18 protein-coding genes and 1 pseudogene are annotated in these 23,664 nt (G+C 73.6%); 17 read left to right on the top strand and 2 right to left on the bottom strand.

Annotated elements, in window-relative coordinates; translation table 11 throughout:
* Positions 1-3 precede the first annotated feature (3 nt).
* The 5 genes and pseudogenes from IE98_RS0134315 to ftsY form a co-directional block, all read left to right on the top strand.
* Positions 4-1,299 (top strand): hypothetical protein, encoded by a 1,296-nt coding sequence (locus IE98_RS0134315; RefSeq protein ID WP_030275705.1) that lies wholly within the window; start codon positions 4-6, stop codon positions 1,297-1,299.
* Between the two features lie 174 nt (positions 1,300-1,473).
* Positions 1,474-1,797: an acylphosphatase gene (locus tag IE98_RS0134310; RefSeq protein ID WP_052391360.1), complete on the top strand. Its 324-nt coding sequence runs from the start codon at positions 1,474-1,476 to the stop codon at positions 1,795-1,797.
* A gap of 399 nt (positions 1,798-2,196) precedes the next feature.
* Complete coding sequence (locus tag IE98_RS0134305; RefSeq protein WP_030275703.1) at positions 2,197-2,400, top strand: hypothetical protein; 204 nt, start codon at positions 2,197-2,199, stop codon at positions 2,398-2,400.
* A 230-nt stretch (positions 2,401-2,630) separates the two neighbouring features.
* Positions 2,631-6,335, top strand: coding sequence for a chromosome segregation protein SMC (smc, locus tag IE98_RS0134300; RefSeq protein WP_052391359.1), 3,705 nt, complete (start codon positions 2,631-2,633; stop codon positions 6,333-6,335).
* Positions 6,323-7,405: pseudogene (gene ftsY, locus IE98_RS47145) on the top strand (signal recognition particle-docking protein FtsY); the annotation flags it as partial. The gene smc and the pseudogene ftsY, both read left to right, overlap by 13 nt.
* 43 nt (positions 7,406-7,448) lie before the next feature.
* Here the strand turns inward: ftsY and IE98_RS0134290 are convergent.
* Positions 7,449-8,150 carry a bifunctional DNA primase/polymerase gene (locus IE98_RS0134290; RefSeq protein ID WP_030275700.1) on the bottom strand — a complete coding sequence of 234 codons (702 nt, stop codon included), beginning with the start codon at positions 8,148-8,150 and terminating at the stop codon, positions 7,449-7,451.
* A 550-nt stretch (positions 8,151-8,700) separates the two neighbouring features.
* On the opposite strand from IE98_RS0134290, the gene IE98_RS0134285 reads away from it, so the two are divergent.
* From IE98_RS0134285 to IE98_RS0134260, 6 genes are all read left to right on the top strand, one after another.
* The gene (locus IE98_RS0134285) at positions 8,701-10,155 is read left to right on the top strand and encodes a hypothetical protein (protein ID WP_030275699.1); all 1,455 of its coding nucleotides are present in this window, start codon (positions 8,701-8,703) and stop codon (positions 10,153-10,155) included.
* 354 nt (positions 10,156-10,509) lie between these two features.
* Positions 10,510-11,838, top strand: coding sequence for an ammonium transporter (locus tag IE98_RS0134280; protein ID WP_030275698.1), 1,329 nt, complete (start codon positions 10,510-10,512; stop codon positions 11,836-11,838).
* Positions 11,838-12,176, top strand: a complete 339-nt coding sequence (locus tag IE98_RS0134275) for a P-II family nitrogen regulator (RefSeq protein ID WP_030275697.1) — start codon at positions 11,838-11,840, stop codon at positions 12,174-12,176. Before IE98_RS0134280 ends, IE98_RS0134275 begins: the two co-directional genes overlap by 1 nt.
* Positions 12,177-12,267: 91 nt before the next feature.
* Positions 12,268-14,727 (top strand): [protein-PII] uridylyltransferase, encoded by a 2,460-nt coding sequence (locus tag IE98_RS0134270; protein WP_030275696.1) that lies wholly within the window; start codon positions 12,268-12,270, stop codon positions 14,725-14,727.
* 132 nt (positions 14,728-14,859) lie between these two features.
* Positions 14,860-16,428, top strand: coding sequence for a signal recognition particle protein (gene ffh, locus IE98_RS0134265; RefSeq protein WP_030275695.1), 1,569 nt, complete (start codon positions 14,860-14,862; stop codon positions 16,426-16,428).
* 199 nt (positions 16,429-16,627) lie between these two features.
* Positions 16,628-17,170 (top strand): GNAT family N-acetyltransferase, encoded by a 543-nt coding sequence (locus IE98_RS0134260; protein WP_030275694.1) that lies wholly within the window; start codon positions 16,628-16,630, stop codon positions 17,168-17,170.
* 105 nt (positions 17,171-17,275) lie between these two features.
* On the opposite strand, the gene IE98_RS0134255 is transcribed toward IE98_RS0134260, so the two are convergent.
* Positions 17,276-18,094 (bottom strand): class I SAM-dependent methyltransferase, encoded by an 819-nt coding sequence (locus IE98_RS0134255; protein ID WP_078661524.1) that lies wholly within the window; start codon positions 18,092-18,094, stop codon positions 17,276-17,278.
* Positions 18,095-18,293: 199 nt separating this feature from the next.
* Here IE98_RS0134255 and proS point away from each other — a divergent pair, with 199 nt between their 5' ends.
* The 6 genes from proS (at position 18,294) to trmD (ending at position 23,660) form a co-directional block, all read left to right on the top strand.
* The gene (proS, locus tag IE98_RS0134250) at positions 18,294-19,706 is read left to right on the top strand and encodes a proline--tRNA ligase (protein ID WP_030275692.1); all 1,413 of its coding nucleotides are present in this window, start codon (positions 18,294-18,296) and stop codon (positions 19,704-19,706) included.
* A gap of 467 nt (positions 19,707-20,173) precedes the next feature.
* Entirely contained in the window at positions 20,174-20,752 is a 579-nt protein-coding gene (locus IE98_RS0134245) for a hypothetical protein (protein WP_030275691.1), read from the top strand.
* A gap of 465 nt (positions 20,753-21,217) precedes the next feature.
* Positions 21,218-21,649 carry a 30S ribosomal protein S16 gene (gene rpsP, locus IE98_RS0134240; protein ID WP_030275690.1) on the top strand — a complete coding sequence of 144 codons (432 nt, stop codon included), beginning with the start codon at positions 21,218-21,220 and terminating at the stop codon, positions 21,647-21,649.
* Between the two features lie 2 nt (positions 21,650-21,651).
* Positions 21,652-21,891 (top strand): RNA-binding protein, encoded by a 240-nt coding sequence (locus IE98_RS0134235; protein ID WP_030275689.1) that lies wholly within the window; start codon positions 21,652-21,654, stop codon positions 21,889-21,891.
* A gap of 280 nt (positions 21,892-22,171) precedes the next feature.
* Positions 22,172-22,840 (top strand): ribosome maturation factor RimM, encoded by a 669-nt coding sequence (gene rimM / locus IE98_RS0134230; protein WP_030275688.1) that lies wholly within the window; start codon positions 22,172-22,174, stop codon positions 22,838-22,840.
* A 1-nt stretch (position 22,841) separates the two neighbouring features.
* Positions 22,842-23,660: a tRNA (guanosine(37)-N1)-methyltransferase TrmD gene (trmD, locus tag IE98_RS0134225; protein WP_030275687.1), complete on the top strand. Its 819-nt coding sequence runs from the start codon at positions 22,842-22,844 to the stop codon at positions 23,658-23,660.
* Positions 23,661-23,664: the final 4 nt, after the last annotated feature.

Here is a 23,664-nt window from a genome sequence, read left to right as displayed (position 1 = left end):
GGCATGAGAACCCTCCTGCACCGCCCGGCGGTCGCGCTGACCGCGCTGCTGACCGGCGTGCTGCTGCTCCTCGCGCCGGCGGCGTCCGCGGCCGGCGTGTCCGACGCCGCGGCGACCCTCAAGCAGGGCAAGGTCTACGTCGACCCGTCGATGACCGGCCGTTTCTCCGAGGCCCAGGCCGCCGACCTGACCAAGAGGATCGCCGACACCGACAAACCGATCTTCGTCGCGGTGGTCCCGGCGAACGACCAGTACCCCGCGGCCACCTTCCCTCTGGACCTGCGCACCGAGGTGGGCGTCGTCGGGGTGTACGCGATCTGGCGCGGTGAGCAGTTCAAGGCGTTCTCGGACCGTCAGGCCCTCCCGAAGGCCTCCGCCGACCGGATCGCCGGCGCCGCCTTCCGGGCCCACCCGAACGACATCGGCGCCACCCTGAACGACTTCGTCGACCAGGCCGCGCCGCAGACCCGCGGGCACGGTGTGGCCTCCGGCGGGGTGAGCACCGCGGCGATCGTGGTCCCCCTCGTGCTGCTGGCCCTCGCCGGCGGCGGCGCGCTGCTGCTCTTCCGGCGGGCCAGGCGGCGCAAGGAGGAGCAGCGCCGGGCCCAGCTCGCGCAACTGCGGACGGTCGTCGACGAGGACATCACCGCCTTCGGCGAGGAGCTCGACCGGCTGGACTTCGATCCGCGCGCGGCCGACGCCGACGACGAGCAGCGCGCGGACTACGCCCGGGCGCTGGACTCCTACGAGCAGGCCAAGCAGCGGATGGACGCGGCCGCCGGGCCGGAGGACGTCCGGCCGGTGACCGAGTCCCTGGAGGACGGCCGGTTCTCGCTGGCGGTGCTCGCCGCCCGGCGGGAGAAGCGGCCGCTGCCCGAGCGCCGGCCGCCGTGCTTCTTCGACCCGCGGCACGGGCCGTCCGCGGAGGACGCCGACTGGGCGCCGGCCGGCGGGGCGCCGCGCAGCGTCCCGGTCTGCGCGCAGGACGCCGCGCGGCTGCGCTCGGGCCTGGACCCGGACATCCGCACGGTGCCCACCGAGCACGGCCGCGAGCCGTACTGGAACGCCGGGCCCGCCTACAGCCCCTGGGCCGGCGGCTACTTCGGCTCGGGCATGCTGCCCGGGCTGGTCGCCGGCACCGTGCTCGGCTCGGTGCTGGCCTCGCCGGGCAGCGCCTGGGCCGCCGACGGGTACCAGGGCGGCCCGGAGGGCGGCGAGTACTCCGGTGCCGACTTCGACCAGAACGACTTCGGCGGCTTCGACGGGGGCGGCGGCGGTGACTTCGGCGGCGGCTTCTGACCGGCCGGCCGCCGGACCGCCCGGGCCCGCTGCCGTACGGGTGAACCCGGCCCGCCGCGTGACGCTCATCCGTCCGGGGGACTCGCGAAGGGCTCCGCAGGGTCGCGGAGGTGCGGTGCGGGTGCGGTGAAACCGCTTCGCACCGACCGTCCGGGGTCGCACTATGGTCGTGGCATGCACGGTCACGACAGTTACGGCCACCACACGCTGGGGCACGACGGCGTCCGGCCCGTCCGGGTCACCGCCTGGATCCGCGGCCGGGTCCAGGAGGTCGGCTTCCGGTGGTGGACCAGGGCCCGCGCCCTGGAGATCGGTCTGACCGGGTACGCCGTGAACCTCGGCGACGGCCGGGTGCAGGTCGTGGCCGAAGGACTGCACGCCGACTGCGAGGAACTCCTCGTCCTGCTGCGCGGCCCGGACACTCCGGGCCAGGTCAGCGGGGTCACCGAGATCTGGACCGCGACCGGGGACGGGTACGACGGATTCGCGATCCGCTAGCACACCGCAGTTGCCGGAGGGATGGAGAGACCCTCCGGCAACTGCCGGTGTCATCCGGTTGCCAATCGGGCAGACTCGTGGTTGACTCCGCACCAGCAGTGATCCACCGGCTCAGGTGGCCCGCCCGACCCCCGTGGTGTGACGCATCCGCCATGCAGGTGAGAGGGGCGCGGTAGCGTGCGGTGATCGTGTTGACCCGTACCGTCTTTGGTGAGACGCTGGAAGCCCGCGCACCAGTCCGCGTTTACCCGGCAGGGTGGATCCGTCGTGTGCCCAGCTCACTGCGGCCGCTCTGGAGTGCCCAGCCAGCACGTTCGGGTGGACGAGGAGTGCGCACCCCTTCCCCCTAGACCAGTACCGCAAAACGGTTCGGTCACTCAGCGTGGAGGACCATACATCATGGCAAAGGCGCTTCTCGGGTACGTCGGCGGCCCCGACCCGCGAATGCTCTCCGAGGTGCGACGGCTGCAGCAGCGCGTTCACGATCTGGAGGCCGAACTCCTCCGGCTCCGGACGGAGAACGACGCTCTCGCCGCTGTCGCCGACGAGCACTCGCTGCTCACCAGCATCGACATGGATCACCGGGAGCCTGCGCTCACCTGATCCTCGCACGATCCGATCGATCGACGCCGTCGGTGCGCTGAGCTTCCCGAAAGGGATCGCAGCCTGCAAGGGACGTCCGGTGTGGCGTCCCTTCGTCGTGTCCGGAGCCCTCCCCGCGCGAATGCTGCCCATGCCGCGTCGCAGCCAAACCGCCTCCTGACGCCGTGTCCCGCCCATGGCCGGATACAGTCGCCAGCACAGCGCCGCACGCTGGCGAGGAGGTCGGACGGGTGCACCTGAAGAGTCTGACGCTGCGCGGGTTCAAGTCGTTCGCCTCGGCCACGACCCTGCGGTTCGAACCCGGCATCACCTGCGTGGTCGGCCCGAACGGATCCGGGAAGTCCAACGTCGTCGACGCCCTCTCCTGGGTGATGGGCGAACAGGGCGCGAAGTCGCTGCGCGGCGGCAAGATGGAGGACGTCATCTTCGCCGGCGCGGGAGGCCGCGCCCCGCTGGGCCGCGCCGAGGTGAGCCTCACCATCGACAACACCGACGGCGCGCTGCCCATCGACTACTCCGAAGTCACCATCACCCGGACGATGTTCCGCAACGGCGGCAGCGAGTACGCGCTCAACGGCACCGTCTGCCGGCTGCTCGACATCCAGGAGCTGCTCTCCGACTCCGGCATCGGCCGCGAGATGCACGTCATCGTCGGCCAGGGCCGGCTGGACTCCGTCCTGCAGGCCGACCCGATGGGCCGCCGCGCCTTCATCGAGGAGGCCGCCGGTGTCCTCAAGCACCGCAAGCGCAAGGAGAAGGCGCTGCGGAAGCTCGACGCGATGCAGGGCAACCTCAACCGCGTCCAGGACCTCGTCGCCGAACTCCGCCGCCAGCTCGGCCCGCTCGGCCGGCAGGCCCGGATCGCCCGCCGTGCCGCCGGGATCCAGGCCGAACTGCGCGACGCCCGGCTGCGCCTGCTCGCCGACGACCTGCTCGCCCTGCGCCGCGCCGTCGAGGTCGAGATCGCCGACGAGCTCGCCCTCAAGGTCCGCCGCACCACCGTCGAGCAGCAGCTCGCCGGAGCCGTCCAGCGCGAGGCCGTCCTGGAGGCGCAGGTCGAGCAGCTCGGACCGCGACTGGAGGCCGTCCGGCAGACCTGGTACCGGCTCTCCGCACTGACCGAGCGCACCCGCGGCACCATCGGACTCGCCGAGGCGAAGGTCCGGCACGCCCAGGCCGGCCTCCAGGGCGAGGAACGGCGCGGACGCGACCCCGAGGAACTCGCCGCCGAGGCCGCCCGGGTCCGCGAGGAGGAGGCCGCCCTCGCCGAGGCGCTGGAGGAGGCGCAGTACGCCCTCGCCGAGACCGTCGAGACCCGCGGCGAACTGGAACGGGCCCTCGCCGCCGAGGAAGCACGGCTGAAGAGCGCGGCCCGCGCCATCGCCGACCGCCGCGAAGGACTCGCCCGGCTGCAGGGCCAGGCGACCGCCGCCCGCTCGCGGGCCGCCGCCGCCGGGGCCGAGATCGGCCGGCTCACCGAGGCCGCCGCCGAGGCGCGGCAGCGCGCCGACGCCGCCCAGCAGGAGTACCGGCAGCTCCAGGACGAGAGCGACGGCCTCGCCGCCGCCGACGACGAGCAGGAACGCGCCCACGAACAGGCCCGCGCCGACCTGCAGGAGGCCGAACGCGTCCTCGCCGCCGCCCGGGACGCCGCCGCGGCGGCCGAACGCGAACGGGCCGGCCTGACCGCCCGTCACGAGGCGCTCTCCCTCGGGCTGCGCCGCAAGGACGGCAGCGGCACCCTGCTCACCGCCGCCGACCGCCCGCCCGGCGTGCTCGGCTCCGCGGCCGAACTGCTCACCGTGCACCCCGGCCACGAGACCGCACTGGCCGCCGCCCTCGGCGCCGCCGCCGAGGCCGTCGCCGTCGACGGACCGGACACCGCCACCGAAGCGCTCCGGCTGCTGCGCAAGCAGGACGCCGGACGGGCCGTCCTGCTCCTCGCCGACGCCCCCCGACCGGCCGCCGACCCGTCCGCCCGGCCCGAGCTCCCCGACGGCGCCCGCTGGGCGGCCGACCTGGTGGACGCCCCCGCCGGCCTGCGCGCCGCCGTCGACACCCTGCTCGCCCGGACGGCCGTCGTCGCCGACCTCGCCGCCGCCGGCCGGCTGACCGCCCTCCACCCGGACCTCACCGCCGTCACCGCCGACGGCGACCTGCTCGCCGCCGCCTGGGCCCAGGGGGGTGCCGCCGGCGCGCCCAGCCTGCTGGAGACCCAGGCCCAGGTCGCCGAGGCGGCCCGCCGGATCGACGAACTCGACGCCCGCTGCGAGCGGTTGGCGGAGGAACTGGCCGCTGCGGCCGAGCACCGCCGCGAACTCTCGCTGGCCCAGGACGAGTCGGCCGCAGCGCGCCGCCGAGCGGAGAAGGAGCGCGCCCAACTCGCCGGCGCCCTCGGCCGGTCGGCCGGACAGGCCAGGGCCGCCGCCGGCGAGGCCGAACGCCTCGACGCCGCCGCGGCCCGCGCCGAACAGGGCCTGGCCGAGGCCCGGGACGCCGCCGAGGAGCTCGCCGCCCGGCTGGAGGCCGCCGAGGAACTCGACGCCGAGGGCGAGGACGAGCCCGACACCGCCGAACGCGACCGCCTGGCCGCCGCCGGGACCACCGCCCGGGCGGCGGAGGTGGAGGCCAGGCTCGCCGTCCGCACCCACGAGGAGCGGGTCCGCTCGCTGGCCGGCCGCGCCGACCAGCTCGACCGCGCCGCCGCCGCCGAACGCGAGGCCCGCGCCCGCGCCGCCCGCCGACGCGCCCGCGCCCGGCACGAGGCCGAGGTCGCCACCGCCGTCGCCGCCGGCGCCCGGGTGCTGCTCGCCGCCGTCGAGGCCTCGCTCGCCGCCGCCGACGCCGAACGCACCGCCGTCGAGGCGGACCGCACCGGGCGGGAGGCCGACCTGCGCACCGCCCGCGAGCGCGGCCGCGAACTCAAGGCCGAACTCGACCGGCTGGTCGACGCCGGCCACCGCGACGAGGTGCTGCGCGCCGAGAAGCGGCTGCGCATCGAGCAGTTGGAGTCCCGCGCACTGGAGGAGTTCGGCATCGGCGGCCAGGAGCTGATCGACGGCTACGGCCCCGACCAGCCCGTCCCGCCGCCCGTCCCGGAGGACGGCGCCGAACCCGGCGAACCCCGCCCGTACGACCGGGCCGAGCAGGAGAAGCGGCTCAAGGCCGCCGAACGCGCCCACCAGCAGCTCGGCAAGGTCAACCCGCTGGCCCTGGAGGAGTTCGCCGCACTGGAGGAACGCCACCGCTTCCTCGGCGAGCAGCTCGACGACCTCAAGAAGAGCCGGCGCGACCTGATGGACATCGTCCGGGACGTCGACGCCCGGGTCGAGCAGCTCTTCAGCGCCGCCTTCCAGGACACCGCCGCCCAGTTCGAAGGGGTCTTCTCCCGGCTCTTCCCCGGCGGCGAGGGCCGGCTGGTGCTCACCGACCCCGAGTCCATGCTCACCACCGGCGTCGAAGTGGAGGCCCGGCCGCCCGGCAAGAAGGTGAAGCGGCTGTCCCTGCTCTCCGGCGGCGAGCGCTCGCTGACCGCCGTCGCCCTGCTGGTCGCCATCTTCAAGGCCCGCCCCAGCCCCTTCTACGTGATGGACGAGGTGGAGGCGGCGCTCGACGAGACCAACCTGCGCCGGCTGATCGCGATCATGGAGGAGCTCCGGGAGAGCTCCCAGCTGATCGTCATCACCCACCAGAAGCTCACCATGGAGGCCGCCGACGCCCTCTACGGCGTCACCATGAAGGGCGACGGCATCTCCCAGGTGATCAGCCAGCGGCTGCGCGCGGGGGCACCTCCCGGCCGCCAGGCCGGGGGAGAGCACAAGGAGAGGCCCACCCCGGCCCCGGCCGGCCCACGGACGGTGAGCGAGCCACGCCGTCCGGCTACTCCCGGCGGCACGGGGGCGTCGCCGATACTGGGGGGGTTATGGAATACGTGATCCTTGCCGTAGTCATCGCCGTGGTCGCCGTCGGCGCGATCGCTGGCCTCGTCGTCAACGGCAGACGACGCAAGCCGGTGCCTCCCAAACCCGAGGCACCCGTCATCACGCCGCCGCGCGAGCCGCAGGTCGGCGAGGAGTCCGCCCCGCCCAGCGAGGCACCCGTCCAGACCATCGAGGAGGTGCAGCTCCCCGAGGCCCCCGAGGCCCCCGAGGTCGCGGTGGAGGCACCGGCGGAGGCCGCGGCCGCGCCGGCCGTCGAGGTACCCGAACCCACCGCGGGCCGGCTCGTCCGGCTGCGCTCCCGGCTCTCCCGTTCGCAGAACGCGCTCGGCAAGGGCCTGCTCACCCTGCTCTCCCGGGACCGCCTCGACGAGGACACCTGGGAGGAGATCGAGGAGATCCTGCTCACCGCGGACATCGGCGTCGCGGCGACCCAGGAGCTGGTCGACAACCTCCGCACCCGGGTCAAGGTGCTCGGCACCCGCACCCCCACGGAGCTGCGCGGCCTGCTGCACGAGGAGCTCGTCGCGCTGATCGGCCCGGACGCCGACCGCACCGTCCGCTCCACCAAGCACGAGGAGGGCCCGGCGGTCGTGCTGGTCGTCGGCGTCAACGGCGTCGGCAAGACCACCACCACCGGCAAGCTCGCCCGCGTGCTGGTCGCCGACGGCCGCCGGGTGGTGCTCGGCGCGGCCGACACCTTCCGTGCCGCCGCCGCGGACCAGCTGCAGACCTGGGGCGAGCGGGTCGGCGCGCACACCGTCCGCGGACCCGAGGGCGGCGACCCGGCCTCGGTCGCCTTCGACGCGGTGAAGGAGGGCATCGCCGAGGGCGTCGACACCGTCCTGATCGACACCGCGGGCCGGCTGCACACCAAGACCGGCCTGATGGACGAGCTCGGCAAGGTCAAGCGGGTCGTCGAGAAGCACGGCCCGGTCGACGAGGTGCTGCTCGTCCTGGACGCCACCACCGGCCAGAACGGCCTCGTCCAGGCCCGGGTCTTCGCCGAGGTCGTCGACATCACCGGCATCGTGCTGACCAAGCTCGACGGCACCGCCAAGGGCGGCACTTCCGAGGGGCGGCGGCCCGCCGCTTTCCGTCCCGCTCGGCTCAGGAGGCCAGCCAGGCCGGCTCGCACGCGCGGGCCCGGCCGCGGTGGCAGGCGTACGCCAGGGTGCCGAGCAGCAGGCGGGCCTCCGGCGGACAGGCCGCGCTCTCCCGGGTCGGCCGGCGCAGCCAGCGCATCGGCCCGAGTCCGCCGAGCACGGTCGGCGGCGCCGCCACGTACGCGCCGGCGCCGTGGCAGACCAGGTCGAGCGAGGCGTCGTCCCAGCCCGTCCGGTAGAGCAGTTCGGGCAGCCGGCGCGCGGTGCCGGGGGCCACGAAGAACAGCAGCCGCCCGGTCGGCGAGGCGATCACCGGGCCGACCTGGGTGCCCATCCGCTCCAGCCGCACGAGCGCCTGCAGACCCGGCTGCTCCGGGACGTCCAGCACGTCGAAGTGCAGGCCGGCCGGCAGCAGCACCGGCGCGTCCGCGGCGAGCAGCGTGCGGAGTTCCTCCGCCGGGGTGCCCGGTGCGGCCTTCGGGCCGGGGGCGGCGTGCAGACCGGGGGCGGCGCAGTGCGAGGCGGCGCAGTCGCAGACCGCGGGGGAGCGGTGGTGGCCGCGGGCCGCCCCCGCGACGACCGTCCAGCCGAGGCGGGAGGTGTACTCGCCGGCCGCCCGGAGGGTGGTGGCCCTGGTGCGCCGCAGGGTGCCGCGCGGCGCCAGCCGCAGGTGCCGCAGCCGGAGTTCGCCGAACAGGTTGTCCATGCCTCCCCCAACAGGTTCTGGATGCCGGTGGTTACGGGAATGTGACGGTGCGTCGGACGGCCTGCGCGGTGCGGGTGGTGCACCGGAGGCGCGCGCCTGCGGGTGCGCTCCGATTCGTGTGGCGCGTTCCAGCAGCAGGCGGGCCCCGGAGCTGCGGAGACCGGGAGGTCGCAGTCGCACGAGGGTTCCTCCGTCGTCTGGTGGGGCGTCAAAACCGGTAGCATCGGCGGCAGTTGATCCGCCCCGAGGGCGGGAGCCCATCCGACGGGCATGTGCCGGGGTCACTGCGAACCGGCTACCAGTGAAGCGCGGCGCGGCCACTCTTCGTTCACTCTCAGGGGTGGCGAAAGGTGGCGTTTCCTCGGCGGTGCTCCCCCGGATGGCGGAAATCACGTTACGTTCGGCACACGGAGCACAGCGGACCGTCCACAGTACGGGGGTCCGCCTCCTCGGCAGTCGAGCAGGCACGGTACGTCGAGCAAGCGCCCGAACCGTCGGGCACCACGAGCGGGGCCCCGAGTCAGGGGCCGGGCGGGATGGGGACGTTCCCATGGGAGAGAAGCAACCGAACGAGAAGCTGACATCGTGGTTCGCCCGAAGCGGCTGGTCCAAGGGCGAGTTGGCGCGTCAGGTCAACCGTCGGGCCCGCCAGATCGGCGCCCACCACGTCAGCACCGACACCTCCCGGGTGCGCCGCTGGCTCGACGGCGAACAACCGCGCGAGCCCATCCCGAAGATCATGTCCGAGCTGTTCTCCGAGCGCTTCGGCTCGGTCGTCTCCGTCGAGGACCTCGGCCTGCGCACCGCCGTCCCGGTCTCCACCGTGGGCGGCGGCGTCGACCTGCCCTGGAGCGGCGACCAGACCGTCCAGCTGATCAGCGAGTACTCGCGCAGCGACCTGATGCTCAACCGCCGCGGCTTCCTGGGCACCTCGCTCGCCCTGACCGCCGGCGCCGCCCTGATCGAGCCGATGCAGCGCTGGCTCACCCCCGGCCCCGGCGGCGCGCCGACCCCGATCCTCACCGCCGCCAACGGCGGAGAGCCGTACACCGGCCGGCTCTCCGAGCCCGAGATCCAACTGCTGGAACAGACCACGGTGATGTTCCGCCAGTGGGACGCGCAGAACGGTGGCGGCCTGCGCCGCAAGGCGGTGGTCGGCCAGCTCCACGAGGTCACCGACCTCCTCCAGGAGTCCTATCCGGAGCCCACCACCAAGCGCCTCTTCCGCCTGACCGCCGAACTCGCCCACCTCGCCGGCTGGATGTCCTACGACGTCGGCATGCACCCCAGCGCCCAGAAGTACTACGTGCTGGCCCTCCACGCGGCCAAGGAGGCCGGGGACCGCCCGTTCGGCGCCCTGATCCTGACCGACATGAGCCGCCAGATGATCCACCTCAACCGCGGCGAGGACGCCCTGGAGCTCATCCACCTCGCCCAGTACGGCAGCCGCGACACCGCCACCCCCCGCCAGCAGGCGCTGCTGTACGCGATGGAGGCCCGTGCCTACGCCACCATCGGCGAGGTCAACCGCTGCGCCCGGGCCGCCCGCCTGGCCGAGGACACCTTCAGCGACTGCCGCACCGGCGACGGCGACCCGAACTGGCTCAGGTTCTTCTCCGAGGCCGAGCTCAACGCCGAGAACGCGCACTCCTTCCGCGACCTGGCGTACCACTCCAGCCGCAGCCAGCTGTACGCCTCGATGTCCGCGCCGGTGATGGAGCGCGCCGTCGACCTGTTCCGGCAGGACGGCGACCACGTCCGCAGCTACGCCTTCAACCTGATCGGCATGGCCAGCGTCCACCTGCTGCAGAACGAGCCGGAGCAGGCCGCGGTGATGGCCGAGCAGGCCGTCGACATCGCCACCAAGGTCCGCTCCGAACGGCTGAACACCCGGGTCCGCAAGACCACCGAGGCCGCCAACCGCCAGTACAAGGGCGTGCCCGAGGTGGCCCGGCTCGCCGAGCGGGTCGTGCAGGACATCCCGGAGTTCGCCTCGGCGGTCTGACCGCCCCGCGAGGGCCGGATTCCGGCCACTCGCACCCCCGACCCCGACCGTGGGGGTCCGTGCGGCCTCGTATCCGTACGGGCTCCCCCGCCCTCCGGCCCACGGGCCCCCACGGTCGGTGAACCACCCCGTACCCGCTGTACCGAGCGGCGGAACGGTAACGCAAGATCTGTCATGGCACGGCCGTGGTTCACGCGCTCGTAACGCCCCCGTCGGTTGCGTCACGGCAGCGAAACACCGAGCCGCATCGGCCGAAATCAGCCTTCGGCACTCTCCTTCACATCGCCGACACCCCGGGTGGCACGGGACAGGGATCCCGGGCGTGGAGCGGCTTCCATTCACGAGGAGACGCCGATGCCGGACGGCTTCAGCGCGGGCGATACCGCCTTTGTGTTCATCTGTGCGGCCCTGGTCATGTTGATGACCCCGGGTCTGGCCTTCTTCTACGGAGGCATGGTCAGGGTAAAGAGCACCCTCAACATGCTGGTCATGAGCTTCATCACGCTCGCGATCGTCAGCGTCCTGTGGGTCCTCTACGGCTACAGCCTCGCCTTCGGGCCGGACGCCGGCGCCGGCCTGATCGGCAACCTGGACTTCCTGGGCTTCCGCGGCATCGGGATGAACGACCTCAGCGGCACCATCCCGGTCACCGGGTTCGCCGCCTTCCAGCTGATGTTCGCGATCATCACCCCGGCCCTGATCAGCGGCGCCATCGCGGACCGCGCCAAGTTCACCGCCTGGTCGCTGTTCGTGGCGCTCTGGGTCACCGTCGTCTACTTCCCGGTCGCGCACTGGGTGTTCGCCTTCGACAAGGGCAACGGCGGCTGGCTCGGCGACCGCAACGGCGTCATCGACTTCGCCGGCGGCACCGCCGTCCACATCAACGCGGGTGTCGCGGGCCTGGCGCTCGCCCTGATCCTCGGCAAGCGCATCGGCTTCAAGAAGGACCCGATGCGCCCGCACAGCCTCCCGCTGGTGATGCTCGGCTCCGGCCTGCTGTGGTTCGGCTGGTTCGGCTTCAACGCCGGCTCCGCGCTGGCCGCCAACGGCGTCGCCGGCATGGCGTTCATCAACACCCAGGTGGCCACCGCCGCCGCCGTCCTCGGCTGGCTCGCCTACGAGAAGATCAAGCACGGCGCGTTCACCACCCTGGGCGCCGCCTCCGGTGCGGTCGCCGGCCTGGTCGCCATCACCCCCGCCTGCGGCTCTGTCTCCGCGCTCGGCGCCATCGCCATCGGCATCATCGCCGGCGTCGCCTGCGCCGCGGCGATCAGCCTCAAGTACAAGCTCGGCTTCGACGACTCGCTCGACGTGGTCGGCGTCCACCTCGTCGGCGGCGTCATCGGCTCGCTGCTGATCGGCCTCTTCGCCACCGGCCACGTCGGCCAGACCGCCCAGGGCCTGTTCTACGGCGGCGGGTTCGAGCAGCTCGGCAAGCAGGCGCTCGGCGTCGTCGCGGTCGCGGCGTACTCCTTCGTCGTCACCGGCATCCTGGGCCTGGCCATCCACAAGACGATCGGCTTCCGGGTCTCCGAGGAGGTCGAGGTCTCCGGCATCGACCAGGCCGAGCACGCCGAGTCCGCCTACGACTTCACCGCCGTCGGTGCCAGCCTCGTCCGCGCCGTCTCCGCCGCTCCCGCCGCCACCGCCAGCACCGCCGAGAAGGCCGAGGTCGACGCCTGATGAAGCTCATCACCGCAGTCATCAAGCCGCACCGCCTGGACGACGTGAAGGAGGCCCTGCAGGCCTTCGGCGTCCACGGCCTGACCGTCACCGAGGCCAGCGGCTACGGCCGGCAGCGCGGCCACACCGAGGTCTACCGGGGCGCGGAGTACACCGTCGACCTGGTGCCCAAGGTCCGCATCGAGATCCTGGTCGAGGACGACGACGCCGAGCAGCTGATCGACGTCGTGGTCAAGGCCGCCCGCACCGGCAAGATCGGCGACGGCAAGGTCTGGGCCGTCCCGGTCGACACGGCGGTGCGCGTCCGCACCGGCGAGCGCGGCCCCGACGCGCTCTAGCATCAGCACCACACGCTCTTGGCGGACCTGCCCACCGGCAGGTCCGCCGGACGCGCATCCGGCACCCCGCCCCACGGATGGGATCTCCGACGTGACCACGACCGAAGCCCACCCCTCCGACCCGGCCCGCCCGGACGACCACGGTGCCGCCCGCGCCCGGCTGCTCGCCGACCCCGGTCTCGGGGGCGCCGCCCGCCGCACCGCCCTCGCCCGGCTCACCGACGGCTGGCTCGCCGGGCTGCACCGGGACGCCGGGGCACCCGCCGGCACCGCCCTCGTCGCCGTCGGCGGCTACGGCCGCGGCGAACTCTCCCCGCGCAGCGACCTCGACGTCCTGCTGCTGCACGACGGCCCGATCGACCCCCGGCTGCCGGAACGCATCTGGTACCCGGTCTGGGACTCCGGCGCCGCCCTCGACCACGCCGTCCGCACCCTCGACGAGGCCCGCGCCGTCGCCGCGGACGACCTCAAGGCGCAGCTCGGCCTGCTGGACGCCCGCCACATCGCCGGCGACCCCGCGCTCACCGCCTCGCTCCGCTCCACCCTGCTCGCCGACTGGCGGGCCGGCGCCGCCGGCCGGCTGCCCGAACTCCAGCAGCTGTGCGCCGAACGCGCCGAGCGCCACGGCGAGCTCTCCTTCCTCCTCGAACCCGACCTCAAGGAGGCCCGCGGCGGCCTGCGCGACGTGGTCGCGCTCAAGGCCATCGCCGCCACCTGGCTCGCCGACGCCCCCCGCGACGGCCTGGAGGCCGCCGCCGCCCGCCTCGCCGACGTCCGCGACGCCCTGCACCTGACCACCGGCCGCGCCACCGAGCGCCTCAGCCTGCAGGACCAGGACCAGGTCGCCGCCCGCCTCGGCGTCCTCGACGCCGACACCCTGCTCCGCCAGGTCTACGAGGCGGCCCGCACCATCACCTACGCCTCCGACGTCACCTGGCGGGCCGTGGACCGCGTCCTCGCCGCCCGCAGCAGCCGCGGCCGCCGGCTCTCCCGGATCGCCTTCCCGTTCACCGGCACCGGCCGCGGCGCCGGCGCGGTCGCCAAGGGAGCCGTCGAGCGCCGTCCGCTCGCCGAGGGCGTCGTCGAGCAGGACGGCGAGGCCGGGCTCGCCCAGGGCGCCCGCCCCGCCCAGGACCCGGTGCTGCCGCTGCGCGCCGCCGCCGCGGCCGCCCAGGCCGGCCTCACCGTCGCCTACGCCACCGTCCGGCGGCTGGCCGCCGAGACCAAGCCGCTGCCGGTGCCCTGGCCGGACGAGGCCCGCGAGCAGCTGATCACCCTGCTCGGCGCAGGCGAGGCCTGCCTGCCGGTCTGGGAGGCGCTGGAGGCCGAGGGGCTGATCACCCGGCTGCTGCCCGACTGGGAGCGCGTGCGCTGCCGCCCGCAGCGCAACGCCGTGCACCGCTGGACGGTCGACCGGCACCTGATCGAGACCGCCGTCCGGGCCGCCGCGATGACCCGCCGGGTCGCCCGCCCCGACCTGCTGCTCGTCGCCGCCCTGCTGCACGACATCGGCAAGGGCTGGCCCGGCGACCACTCCGAGGCCGGCGAGGTCATCGTCCGCGACGTCGCCGCCCGGATGGGCTTCGACAAGACCGACACCGACACCCTCGCCCTGCTGGTCCGCCACCACCTGACCCTGGTGGACACGGCCACCCGCCGCGACCCCGACGACCCGGCCACCGTCGACGCGATCACCAAGGTGGTCGGCACCCTGCCGCACCTGGAACTGCTGCACGCCCTGACCGAGGCCGACGCCACCGCCACCGGCCCGGCCGCCTGGAGCACCTGGCGCGCCTCGCTGGTCGGCAACCTGGTCGCCCGGGCCGCCGCCCGCCTCGCCGGCGGGGTCGGCCATCCGCCGGCCGGCGACCCGACCGCCGAGCAGGAGCGGCTCGCCGTGGAGGCCGCCCGCACCGGCGGCCCCGCGCTCTCGCTGCACGCGCACACCGAGGCCGGCGGTACCGGCAGCACCGGCAGCACCGGCACCGAGCCGATGGGCGTCGAACTCACCCTGGCCATCCCCGACCGGCCCGGACTGCTCGGCACGGTCGCGGGCGTGCTGGCGCTGCACCGGCTCACCGTGCGCTCCGCCTCGCTGCGCGAGCTCGACCCGATCGACGCCGGCCCGGTGCTGCTGCTCTCCTGGACGGTCGCCGCCGAGTACGGCGAACTGCCGGAGGCGGCCCGGCTCCGCGCCGACCTGCGCCGGGCCCTCGACGGCTCGCTGGACGTCGCCCGCAAGCTAGCCGAACGCGACGCCGCCGCGCCCCGGCGGCGCGGCATCGCCACCCCGCCCCCGGTGGTCTCGGTCGCCCCCGGCGCGTCCTCCAGCGCGACCATCCTGGAGGTCCGCGCGCACGACGCCCCCGGCCTGCTGCACCGGATCGGCCGGGCCCTCGACGCGGCCGGGGTGCGGGTGCGCACCGCCCACGTCTCCACCCTCGGCGCCGACGCGGTGGACGCCTTCTACGTCACCGACGCGGAGGGCCTGCCGCTGGCCGCGGCCCGTGCCGCGCAGGTCGCCCGGGCGGTGCAGGAGGCGCTCGGCTGAGCCCCGCGCGGGCGGCCGGGGAGCCGGCGAGCCCGCGGGAATCCCGGGGTGGAGACCGTTCGCCGGGCGGCCGGATACCCTGGGGGGCGACGACAGTACCCGTACCCATGCCGCAAGGGACCCGCGACCGACGTGTTCGACACTCTCTCCGACCGCCTCGCAGCGACGTTCAAGAACCTCCGGGGCAAGGGCCGCCTCAGCGAGGCGGACATCGACGCCACCGCCCGCGAGATCCGGATCGCGCTGCTGGAGGCGGACGTCGCGCTGCCCGTGGTGCGGGCCTTCATCAAGCAGGTCAAGGACCGGGCCCTCGGCGCGGAGGTCTCCGGCGCGCTGAACCCGGCGCAGCAGATCATCAAGATCGTCAACGAGGAGCTCATCAGCATCCTCGGCGGCGAGACCCGCCGCCTGCGCTACGCCAAGAACGGCCCGACCGTCATCATGCTGGCCGGCCTCCAGGGCGCCGGCAAGACCACGCTCGCCGGCAAGCTCGGCCACTGGCTGAAGCAGCAGAAGCACACCCCGCTGCTCGTCGCCTGCGACCTCCAGCGCCCCAACGCGGTGAACCAGCTCGGCGTGGTCGCCGAGCGCGCCGGCGTGGCCTTCTACGGCCCGGAGCCGGGCAACGGCGTCGGCGACCCGGTGAAGGTCGCCCGCGACTCGATCGAGTACGCCCGCCAGAAGCAGTACGACGTGGTCGTCGTCGACACCGCCGGCCGCCTCGGCATCGACGCCGAGATGATGCAGCAGGCCGCCGACATCCGGGCCGCGGTCAGCCCCGACGAGGTCCTGTTCGTGGTCGACGCCATGGTCGGCCAGGACGCGGTCACCACCGCGCAGGCCTTCCTCGACGGCGTCGACTTCACCGGCGTGGTGCTCTCCAAGCTCGACGGCGACGCCCGCGGCGGTGCCGCGCTCTCGGTCGCGCACGTGACCGGCCGCCAGATCATGTTCGCCTCGAACGGCGAGAAGGTCGACGACTTCGACGCCTTCCACCCGGACCGGATGGCCTCGCGCATCCTCGGCATGGGCGACATGCTCTCGCTCATCGAGAAGGCCGAGCAGACCTTCTCGCAGGCCGAGGCCGAGAAGATGGCCTCCAAGCTGCAGGGCGGCGGCAAGGACTTCACGCTGGACGACTTCCTGTCCCAGCTGGAGCAGGTCCGCAAGATGGGCTCGATCTCCAAGCTGCTGGGGATGCTGCCCGGCATGGGCCAGATCCGCGACCAGATCAACAACATCGACGACAAGGACGTCGACCGCGTCGGCGCGATCATCAAGTCGATGACCCCGGCCGAGCGCACCGACCCGAAGCTGATCAACGGCTCGCGCCGGCTCCGCATCGCCAAGGGTTCCGGCGTCCAGGTCGGCGAGGTCAACAACCTGGTCGAGCGGTTCTTCGAGGCCCGCAAGATGATGTCCGCGATGGCCTCGGGCAAGGGCATCCCCGGCATGCCGGGCATCCCCGGGATGGGCGGCGGCGGCAAGCGCTCCGCCAAGAAGGCCCCGGTCGCCAAGGGCAAGCGCAAGTCCGGCAACCCGCTGAAGCGGGCCCAGGAGGAGGCGGCCGCCGCCGAGCGCCGCGCCCTCGGCCCGGCCGGGCAGGGCCAGCAGGCCGCGCCGGGCGGCGCCTTCGGCCTCGGTGCGGGCAAGGGCCCGTCCGACTTCGAACTGCCCAAGGAGTTCAAGGACCTGCTCTGACGGTTCCCGACCGACGGCCCGCCGCCCCCTCGCCCGGGGCGGCGGGCCGTCGGCGTCTCCGGAGCCGATCCTGTGCCCGGGGCTCCGGGCCGTGACCCTCCGGCCGGGTCTCCGGAGCCCTGCGCCCGGGCCCGTCGCGGCCGGTCGGCCGACACCGCCGACGCCGTCCGGCGGGGCCGCCCGGCGGCCGACCGCACACATGCCCGATGATGGTGGTGTGCGAGTGAGGATCAGGGAACCCCGACCGGACGACGTGGCTCCGTACGCCGAGGCGGTGCGCCGCTCGGCCGAGCACATAGGGCGGTGGAACCCGGTGGAGCCGGACGGCCTCGCCGAGCTGCTGGACCGTCAGGGGCCCGGCCTGCACACCTTCCTGATCGAGGACGTCGCCACCGGCGGGCTCGTCGGCAAGTGCAACGTGGCCAACATCGTGATGGGCCGCTTCTGCAACGGCGCCCTCGGCTACGACTCCTACCTGCCGTACGCCGGCACCGGGCGGATGTCCGAGGGCATGCAGCTGGTGGTCGACCGGTGCTTCGCCCCGGGCGAGCGCGGCGGACTGGGCCTGCACCGGCTGGAGATCAACGTCCAGCCCGACAACGCCCGCTCCATCGCCATGGCCGAGCGGCTCGGCTTCCGGCACGAGGGCTTCACCCCGCGGATGCTGTTCCTCTCCGGCGCCTGGCGCGACCACGAGCGGTACGCGCTGACCGCAGAGGAGTGGGCCCCGCTCGACCGCTGAGCCGGTCGGCCACCGGCCCGCGGGCCCGTCGCGGTGAGCGTTCCGGCCCGAGCGCGTCCGGGGCCGGGGCGGGCGTCCGTACGTCCGCCCCGGGCCCGCGGTGGATCAGCGGGGCTGCTCGGCCACCACGTACCGGAACACGTTGGCCATCCGGACGGAGGCGTCCGCCTGCACGAAGGGGTGCAGCGCCTCCTCCAGCTCCTTGGTCACCAGCGCCGGCCCCCACTCCTCGATCGCGCCCTCGTACAGACCGGTGGAGAGCATGCCGCGCACCGCACTGTCGAGGTCCGGGTACGCGAAGGGGCAGCTGACCCGGCCGCTGCCGGCGGGTCGGAGCCCGACGCCCGCGCACAGTTCCTCCAGTGCGCCGGGGGCGCTCAGGGCGAACGGGTCGGAGGACGGCGTCCGGGCCGACCGGCGCCGGGCCACCTCCAGCACGCCCGCGCTCTCGCACCGCTCCGGCGGACCCCAGCCGGCCAGCACCACGTGCCCGCCCTGCAGCGTGAGCGCCGCGGCCTCCAGCACGAGCACCGCCGGATCCGCCACGTAGGCGAGCTCCTCGAAAACGGTGACCAGCGAATACGCCGAGCGGGGGACGGGTTGACCCGACCGGTCGACACCGCCGACTCCCGCCACCCGCAGCCGCCGGCCCTCCGCGAGCTCGCGCAGCTCCGCCTCCGGCTCCAGCCCGGCCACCTGCGCGCCGCGTTCCGCGGCGAGCAGCAGGGCGAGCCCCGAGCGGCAGCCGAGGCCGAGCAGGCTCGTCGCCGGACCGACCTCCAGCCGGCGGTATACCGCCTGGTAGAGCGGCACCAGCATCCGCTCCTGGATCTCCGCCCAGTCACGCGCCCGACCGTGCGACCCCGCTCCGCCGCCCGCGTGCGGGCGCTGCGCGGTCGTACCGGTCACCTGCGCTGAAGCCATCGCGGCCTCCCATTCGGTGTGTGCGTCCGATGCTCCGGCTCCCCCCGGTCGTGTCCCGCCCCGCCTCCCAGCGAACAGCGCCCGGGCCCCGCCGTCCAGAGGTGTGCAGGGAGTGTCCGTGCGCCGAGGTGTGCGCCCCCGCAGTGCGCCGGTGAAACGGATTCACGGTCGACAGGTCGATCGCCGTACCATTCGCCCCATGGCCAAGACACCCGTACTCACTCCCCAGTCGGAAGACTTTCCCCGCTGGTACCAGGACCTGATCAACAAGGCCGAGCTGGCCGACAACGGTCCGGTGCGCGGAACGATGGTGATCCGACCGTACGGGTACAGCCTGTGGGAGCGGATGCAGCAGGAGATGGACGCCCGCATCAAGCGCGCCGGCGCCCAGAACGCGTACTTCCCGATGTTCATCCCGCAGTCCTACCTGACCAAGGAGGCCGAGCACGTCGAGGGCTTCGCGCCCGAGCTCGCCGTGGTCACGCACGGCGGCGGCAAGGAGCTGGAGGAGCCGGTCGTCGTCCGCCCCACCTCCGAGACGATCATCAACGAGTACTTCTCGAAGTGGGTCCAGAGCCACCGGGACCTGCCGCTGCTGATCAACCAGTGGGCCAACGTCGTCCGCTGGGAACTGCGCCCGCGCGTCTTCCTGCGCACCACCGAGTTCCTCTGGCAGGAGGGCCACACCGCCCACGCCACCTACGAGGACGCCCGCGCCTACGCCTCGCGCATCCACACCGAGGTGTACGGCGACTTCATGACCAACGTGCTGGGCATCGACGTGGTGCTCGGCCGCAAGACCGCCCGCGAGCGCTTCGCCGGCGCCATCAACACCCTCACCCTCGAAGGCATGATGGGTGACGGCAAGGCCCTGCAGATGGGCACCAGCCACGAGCTGGGCCAGAACTTCGCCAAGGCCTTCAACACCACGTACCAGCTGCAGGGCGCCGAGCGGGAGCACGTCTGGCAGACCTCCTGGGGCGTCTCCACCCGCATGGTCGGCGGCCTGATCATGTCCCACGGCGACGACAGCGGCCTGCGGGTGCCGCCGCGCCTGGCCGCCGTCCAGGCCGTGGTGCTGGCGATCAAGGGCGACGACGCCGTGCTCGCCAAGGTCCGCGAGATCGGCGCCGCCCTGGAGGCCGCGGGCGTGCGCGTCGTGGTCGACGACCGGACGGACACCCCGTTCGGCCGCCGCGCCGTCGACTGGGAGCTCAAGGGCGTTCCGCTGCGCATCGAGGTCGGCCCGCGCGACCTGGAGAACGGCACCGCGATGCTGGTCCGCCGGATCGCCGGCGGCAAGGAGCCCGTCTCCGTCGACTCCCTGGCCGCGGTCGTGCCCGGCATCCTCGACGAGGACCAGGAGCTGCTGCTCCGCCAGTCCCGCGAGCGCCGCGAGGCCCGTACGGTCGACGTCGCCTCCGTCGAGGAGGCCGTCGAGGCCGCCGGCACCGGCTGGGGCCGCATCTCCTGGGCCGACCTCGGCCCGGAGGGCGAGGCCGAGCTGGCCGAGCAGGGCGTCTCGGTGCGCTGCATCGTCGCCGCCGACGGCTCCGTCCCGGAGACCGACGACCAGCCCGGCAACATCGCGATCGTCGCCCGCGCCTACTGACCGGCCGACCGTCCGGGGCAGCCGGGGCCGTCGGGGCCGTCAACGATCGTGGAACGGATGACCGGCACCGGGCCGGGAACGGTACAAACCGAAGCCGTTACGGAACCGGGTCCGTTGCAATTCGATGCCGATTCAGCGGATTGTTAACCGAGGTTTGCACACTGCTCGTCGATGCTACTCGCCGGTCAACTCCCGGCGGTGCGAAACAAGCGGTACGGTATACGGCCCGTGGCCCTGTCAATTTTGACCGGGCTGCGGGCCGTCCGCCTAGGGGCGGCGTGCGCGTTCCCGGGTGATAGCCGAGAGCCCGCCGAGAATCGACGGGTCCACAGATGCAGGGGGTTGGTCTTGCGTCAGGTCAGAACAACGCAATTCAGGAGCGGGTGCGCATTCCTGAGAGATTGCTGGGAATTCCCGGTGAGCGGGAACTCGCGGAACATCGGCCCTCTCTCCATCGTTGGTCCAGCGTGAGCACGACACAGCCTCTCGTCCTCGCGGCCGAACTGGCCGCCGCCTGGAGCGACATCCAGGCCCACCACCAGGACCTGCCCGATCTCGCCTCGCCCGAGGCGCTGATCGGCGAGTCCTCCTCGGCGTGCGGCACCCGGCTCGGTTTCGAGCGCCTGCTGCACGAAGCCGCCCACGGACTGGCCGCCGCGCGGGAGATCCGCGACACCTCGCGGGCCGGTCGCTACCACAACCGGCGCTTCCTGATGCTCGCCTCCGAGCTCGGGCTGGCCCACCCGGTCGAACCGCACGCCAGTAGCGGCTTCTCCCAGGTGACCATGCTCAAGGAGACGCAGGACAGGTACGCCGACACCATCGAGCGGCTGGAGCGCGCCCTCGGCGCCCACCAGCTCGCCGTCGCGGGCGAGGGCGGCCACCGGGCCTTCCGCGGTCCTGCGGCGCGGCACGGCTCGTCCGGTGGCGGCGTGCGCGTCAAGGCGGTGTGCGGTTGCGGGCGGAACGTCCGTGTCGTCCCCTCCGTGCTCGCACAGGCGTCCATCGTCTGCGGCGCCTGCCAGCAGCCGTTCAAGATCGGCTGAGTACCGTCCGGCGGCCCTCGTGCCGTCGGTGACCACCCTCCGTTTCGACAGTTCGCTGTGCTCGGCTCTACCGGGGGCGGGGGCCCTCGGTCGGGCCGGTCTGCAGTGCGGTCGTCCGCGCTGTCGCCGTGCACCGCCCCCGGCAGAACGCTGCCGGGGCTCCGTGTCGTGCCCGGCGCCCTCCTCGTCCGGCTCCCCGGCGGTGCCGGTGCGTTCTCACGCCCGAGCCGCCGTCCCGTTCCGAGCCGCTGCCTCGGCTCCTTCCGCGTCCTCGCCCCGCCGGTGCCCGCGCGGGCCGGTTCGGGTGCCCGGCCGAGCTGTGGCAGAATGGACAGCTGAGTACTCGGCAGCCGGGCAGGACCCCTCTCTCCTACGGCTGGCGTGTCCCTTGAACGGCCGGTCGCCGCAACCCCACGCGGTGGCAGCGGCCGCTCACCCACGTCAACTCCAGGAGAATCCACTCCCGTGGCAGTCAAGATCAAGCTGAAGCGTCTCGGCAAGATTCGCTCCCCGCACTACCGCATCGTCGTCGCCGACTCCCGCACCAAGCGTGACGGCCGCGCGATCGAGGAGATCGGCATCTACCAGCCGACCTACAACCCCTCGAAGATCGAGGTCGACGGCGACCGCGCCCAGTACTGGCTGTCCGTCGGCGCCCAGCCGACCGAGCCGGTCCTCGCCATCCTCAAGCTGACCGGTGACTGGCAGAAGTTCAAGGGCCTGCCCGCGCCGGAGCCGCTGAAGGTCGCCGAGCCCAAGGTCGAGGACTTCTCGCACCTGTTCGCCAAGGCCGTCGCCGGCTTCGAGGACAGCACCACCGGTGTTGCCATCACCCCGAAGGCCAAGAAGGCGGACAAGGCCGAGGCTGACGCCGAGGCCGCCTCCACCGAGGCCTGAGCATGATCGAGGAAGCCCTCGACCACCTGGTGAAGGGCATCGTCGAGCACCCCGACGAGGTGCAGGTGCGTTCGCGCAACCTTCGCCGGGGCAACACCATCGAGGTCCGGGTGCACCCCGACGACCTCGGCAAGGTGATCGGCCGCGGGGGCCGTACGGCCCGCGCACTGCGTACCGTGGTGGGTGCGCTCGGCGGCCGCAACGTCCGGGTCGACCTCGTCGACGTGGACAGCATCCGCTGACGCGGAGCCGTCAGGTCATCGTCAGGTACCAGGGGCCGGCCGGGACGCACGTCGTCCCGGCCGGCCCTTCTGGCGTTCACCGTCCGGCGGGCGGATCCGGGCCGGTCGAGGTCGGCCCGGGTCGGCCCGGGCAGGACCGCGCGGGACCGGTCGGCGCAGGGGCGGCCGAGGTCGGGACGGTCGCAGCCGGGCCCGGTGGCAGCCAGGTCAGTCAGAGCCAGGTCAGTCAGAGCCAGGAACGCGCCGTGGAGCGCGGCAACACCCCAGGAGAACGATCACCGTGCAGCTCGTCGTCGGCCGGATCGGCCGTGCCCACGGCATCAGGGGCGACGTCAGTGTCGAAGTCCGCACCGACGAACCCGAACTCCGGCTCGGGCCGGGCGCCGTCCTGCTCACCGACCCCGCGTCCACCGGCCCGCTGACCGTCGAGTCCGGCCGGGTGCACAGCGGCCGGCTGCTGCTCCGCTTCGCGGGCGTCAAGGACCGCACCGCCGCCGAGGCGCTGCGCGGCACCATGCTGATCGCCGAGATCGACCCGGACGAGACCCCCGAGGACCCGGAGGAGTACTACGACCACCAGCTGATCGGCCTGGACGTCGTCCTCACCGACGGCACCCTGGTCGGCGAACTCTCCGAGGTCCTCCACCTGCCGTACCAGGACCTGCTGACGGTCGTCCGGCCGGACGGCACCGAGGTGCTGGTGCCGTTCGTCGAGCAGATCGTCCCCACCATCGACCTGGAGAACCAGCGCGCCGTGATCACGCCGCCGGCCGGGCTGATCGAGCCGCTGGAGTCCGCGGCCGGGTCCGGGGCCGGGGCGGAGTCCGAGCCCGAGCCCGGGTCCGGGTCCGGGTCCGGCGGTGCTGTGGACGGTGACGCCGAGGGCGGCGAGGGCGGCGAGGGCGGCGAGGGCGGCGAGGAGCCGGCGGGTGGTTCCGGGCGTGAGTGAGATGCGGATCGACGTCGTCACGATCTTCCCCGAGTACCTGGAGCCGCTGAACGTCTCGCTGGTCGGCAAGGCAAGGGCGCGCGGCCAGCTCGACGTCCACCTGCACGACCTGCGCAGCTGGACCACCGACGTGCACCGCACCGTCGACGACACCCCGTACGGCGGCGGGCCCGGCATGGTGATGAAGCCCGAGCCGTGGGGCGCCGCCCTGGACGCCGTCCTCGCCCAGGGGCCGGCCGGCGAGGTGCCGACCCTGGTCGTCCCCACCCCGAGCGGCCGCCCCTTCACCCAGGAGCTCGCCCAGGAACTGGCCGGCCGCTCCTGGCTCGCTTTCGCCCCGGCCCGCTACGAGGGCATCGACCGCCGGGTCATCGACGAGGCCGCCACCCGTATGCCGGTGGTCGAGGCGTCGATCGGCGACTACGTGCTGGCGGGCGGCGAGGTGGCCGTCCTGGTGATGGTCGAGGCCGTCGCCCGGCTGCTGCCGGGCGTGCTGGGCAACGCCGAGTCCCACCGGGACGACTCCTTCGCCCCCGGTGCCATGGCCGACCTGCTGGAAGGCCCCGTCTACACCAAGCCCGCCGAGTGGCGCGGCCGCGAGGTGCCGGAGGTGCTGCTCAGCGGCCACCACGGCAGGATCGCGCGCTGGCGGCGCGAGCAGGCCTTCGCCCGGACCCTGGCCAACCGGCCCGACCTGGTCGCCCGCTGGCAGCAGGGCGCCTTCGACAAGAAGGAGCGCGAGGCGCTCAACCTGCTCGGCCTGGTCTGGGACGAGGAGGCCGGCCGATTTCGGCCGACAGCCGGAGCTGTGGAAGAATAGGCGA

Source organism: Streptomyces sp. NRRL B-24484 (assembly GCF_000717715.1).
Lineage (GTDB): Bacteria > Actinomycetota > Actinomycetes > Streptomycetales > Streptomycetaceae > Kitasatospora.
Note: the sequence above shows the minus strand (reverse complement) of the source record. Positions and strands in the feature narration are given on the sequence as shown.

What these genes read in the sequence shown, in the direction of transcription:
- IE98_RS0134315 (WP_030275705.1), top strand. Translation starts at nt 4, where the DNA reads ATGAGAACCCTCCTGCACCGCCCGGCGGTCGCGCTGACCGCGCTGCTG.
- IE98_RS0134310 (WP_052391360.1), top strand. Translation starts at nt 1,474, where the DNA reads ATGCACGGTCACGACAGTTACGGCCACCACACGCTGGGGCACGACGGC.
- IE98_RS0134305 (WP_030275703.1), top strand. Translation starts at nt 2,197, where the DNA reads ATGGCAAAGGCGCTTCTCGGGTACGTCGGCGGCCCCGACCCGCGAATG.
- IE98_RS0134290 (WP_030275700.1), bottom strand. Translation starts at nt 8,150, where the DNA reads ATGGACAACCTGTTCGGCGAACTCCGGCTGCGGCACCTGCGGCTGGCG.
- IE98_RS0134285 (WP_030275699.1), top strand. Translation starts at nt 8,701, where the DNA reads ATGGGAGAGAAGCAACCGAACGAGAAGCTGACATCGTGGTTCGCCCGA.
- IE98_RS0134280 (WP_030275698.1), top strand. Translation starts at nt 10,510, where the DNA reads ATGCCGGACGGCTTCAGCGCGGGCGATACCGCCTTTGTGTTCATCTGT.
- IE98_RS0134275 (WP_030275697.1), top strand. Translation starts at nt 11,838, where the DNA reads ATGAAGCTCATCACCGCAGTCATCAAGCCGCACCGCCTGGACGACGTG.
- IE98_RS0134260 (WP_030275694.1), top strand. Translation starts at nt 16,628, where the DNA reads ATGCCCGATGATGGTGGTGTGCGAGTGAGGATCAGGGAACCCCGACCG.
- IE98_RS0134255 (WP_078661524.1), bottom strand. Translation starts at nt 18,094, where the DNA reads ATGGCTTCAGCGCAGGTGACCGGTACGACCGCGCAGCGCCCGCACGCG.
- proS (WP_030275692.1), top strand. Translation starts at nt 18,294, where the DNA reads ATGGCCAAGACACCCGTACTCACTCCCCAGTCGGAAGACTTTCCCCGC.
- IE98_RS0134235 (WP_030275689.1), top strand. Translation starts at nt 21,652, where the DNA reads ATGATCGAGGAAGCCCTCGACCACCTGGTGAAGGGCATCGTCGAGCAC.
- trmD (WP_030275687.1), top strand. Translation starts at nt 22,842, where the DNA reads ATGCGGATCGACGTCGTCACGATCTTCCCCGAGTACCTGGAGCCGCTG.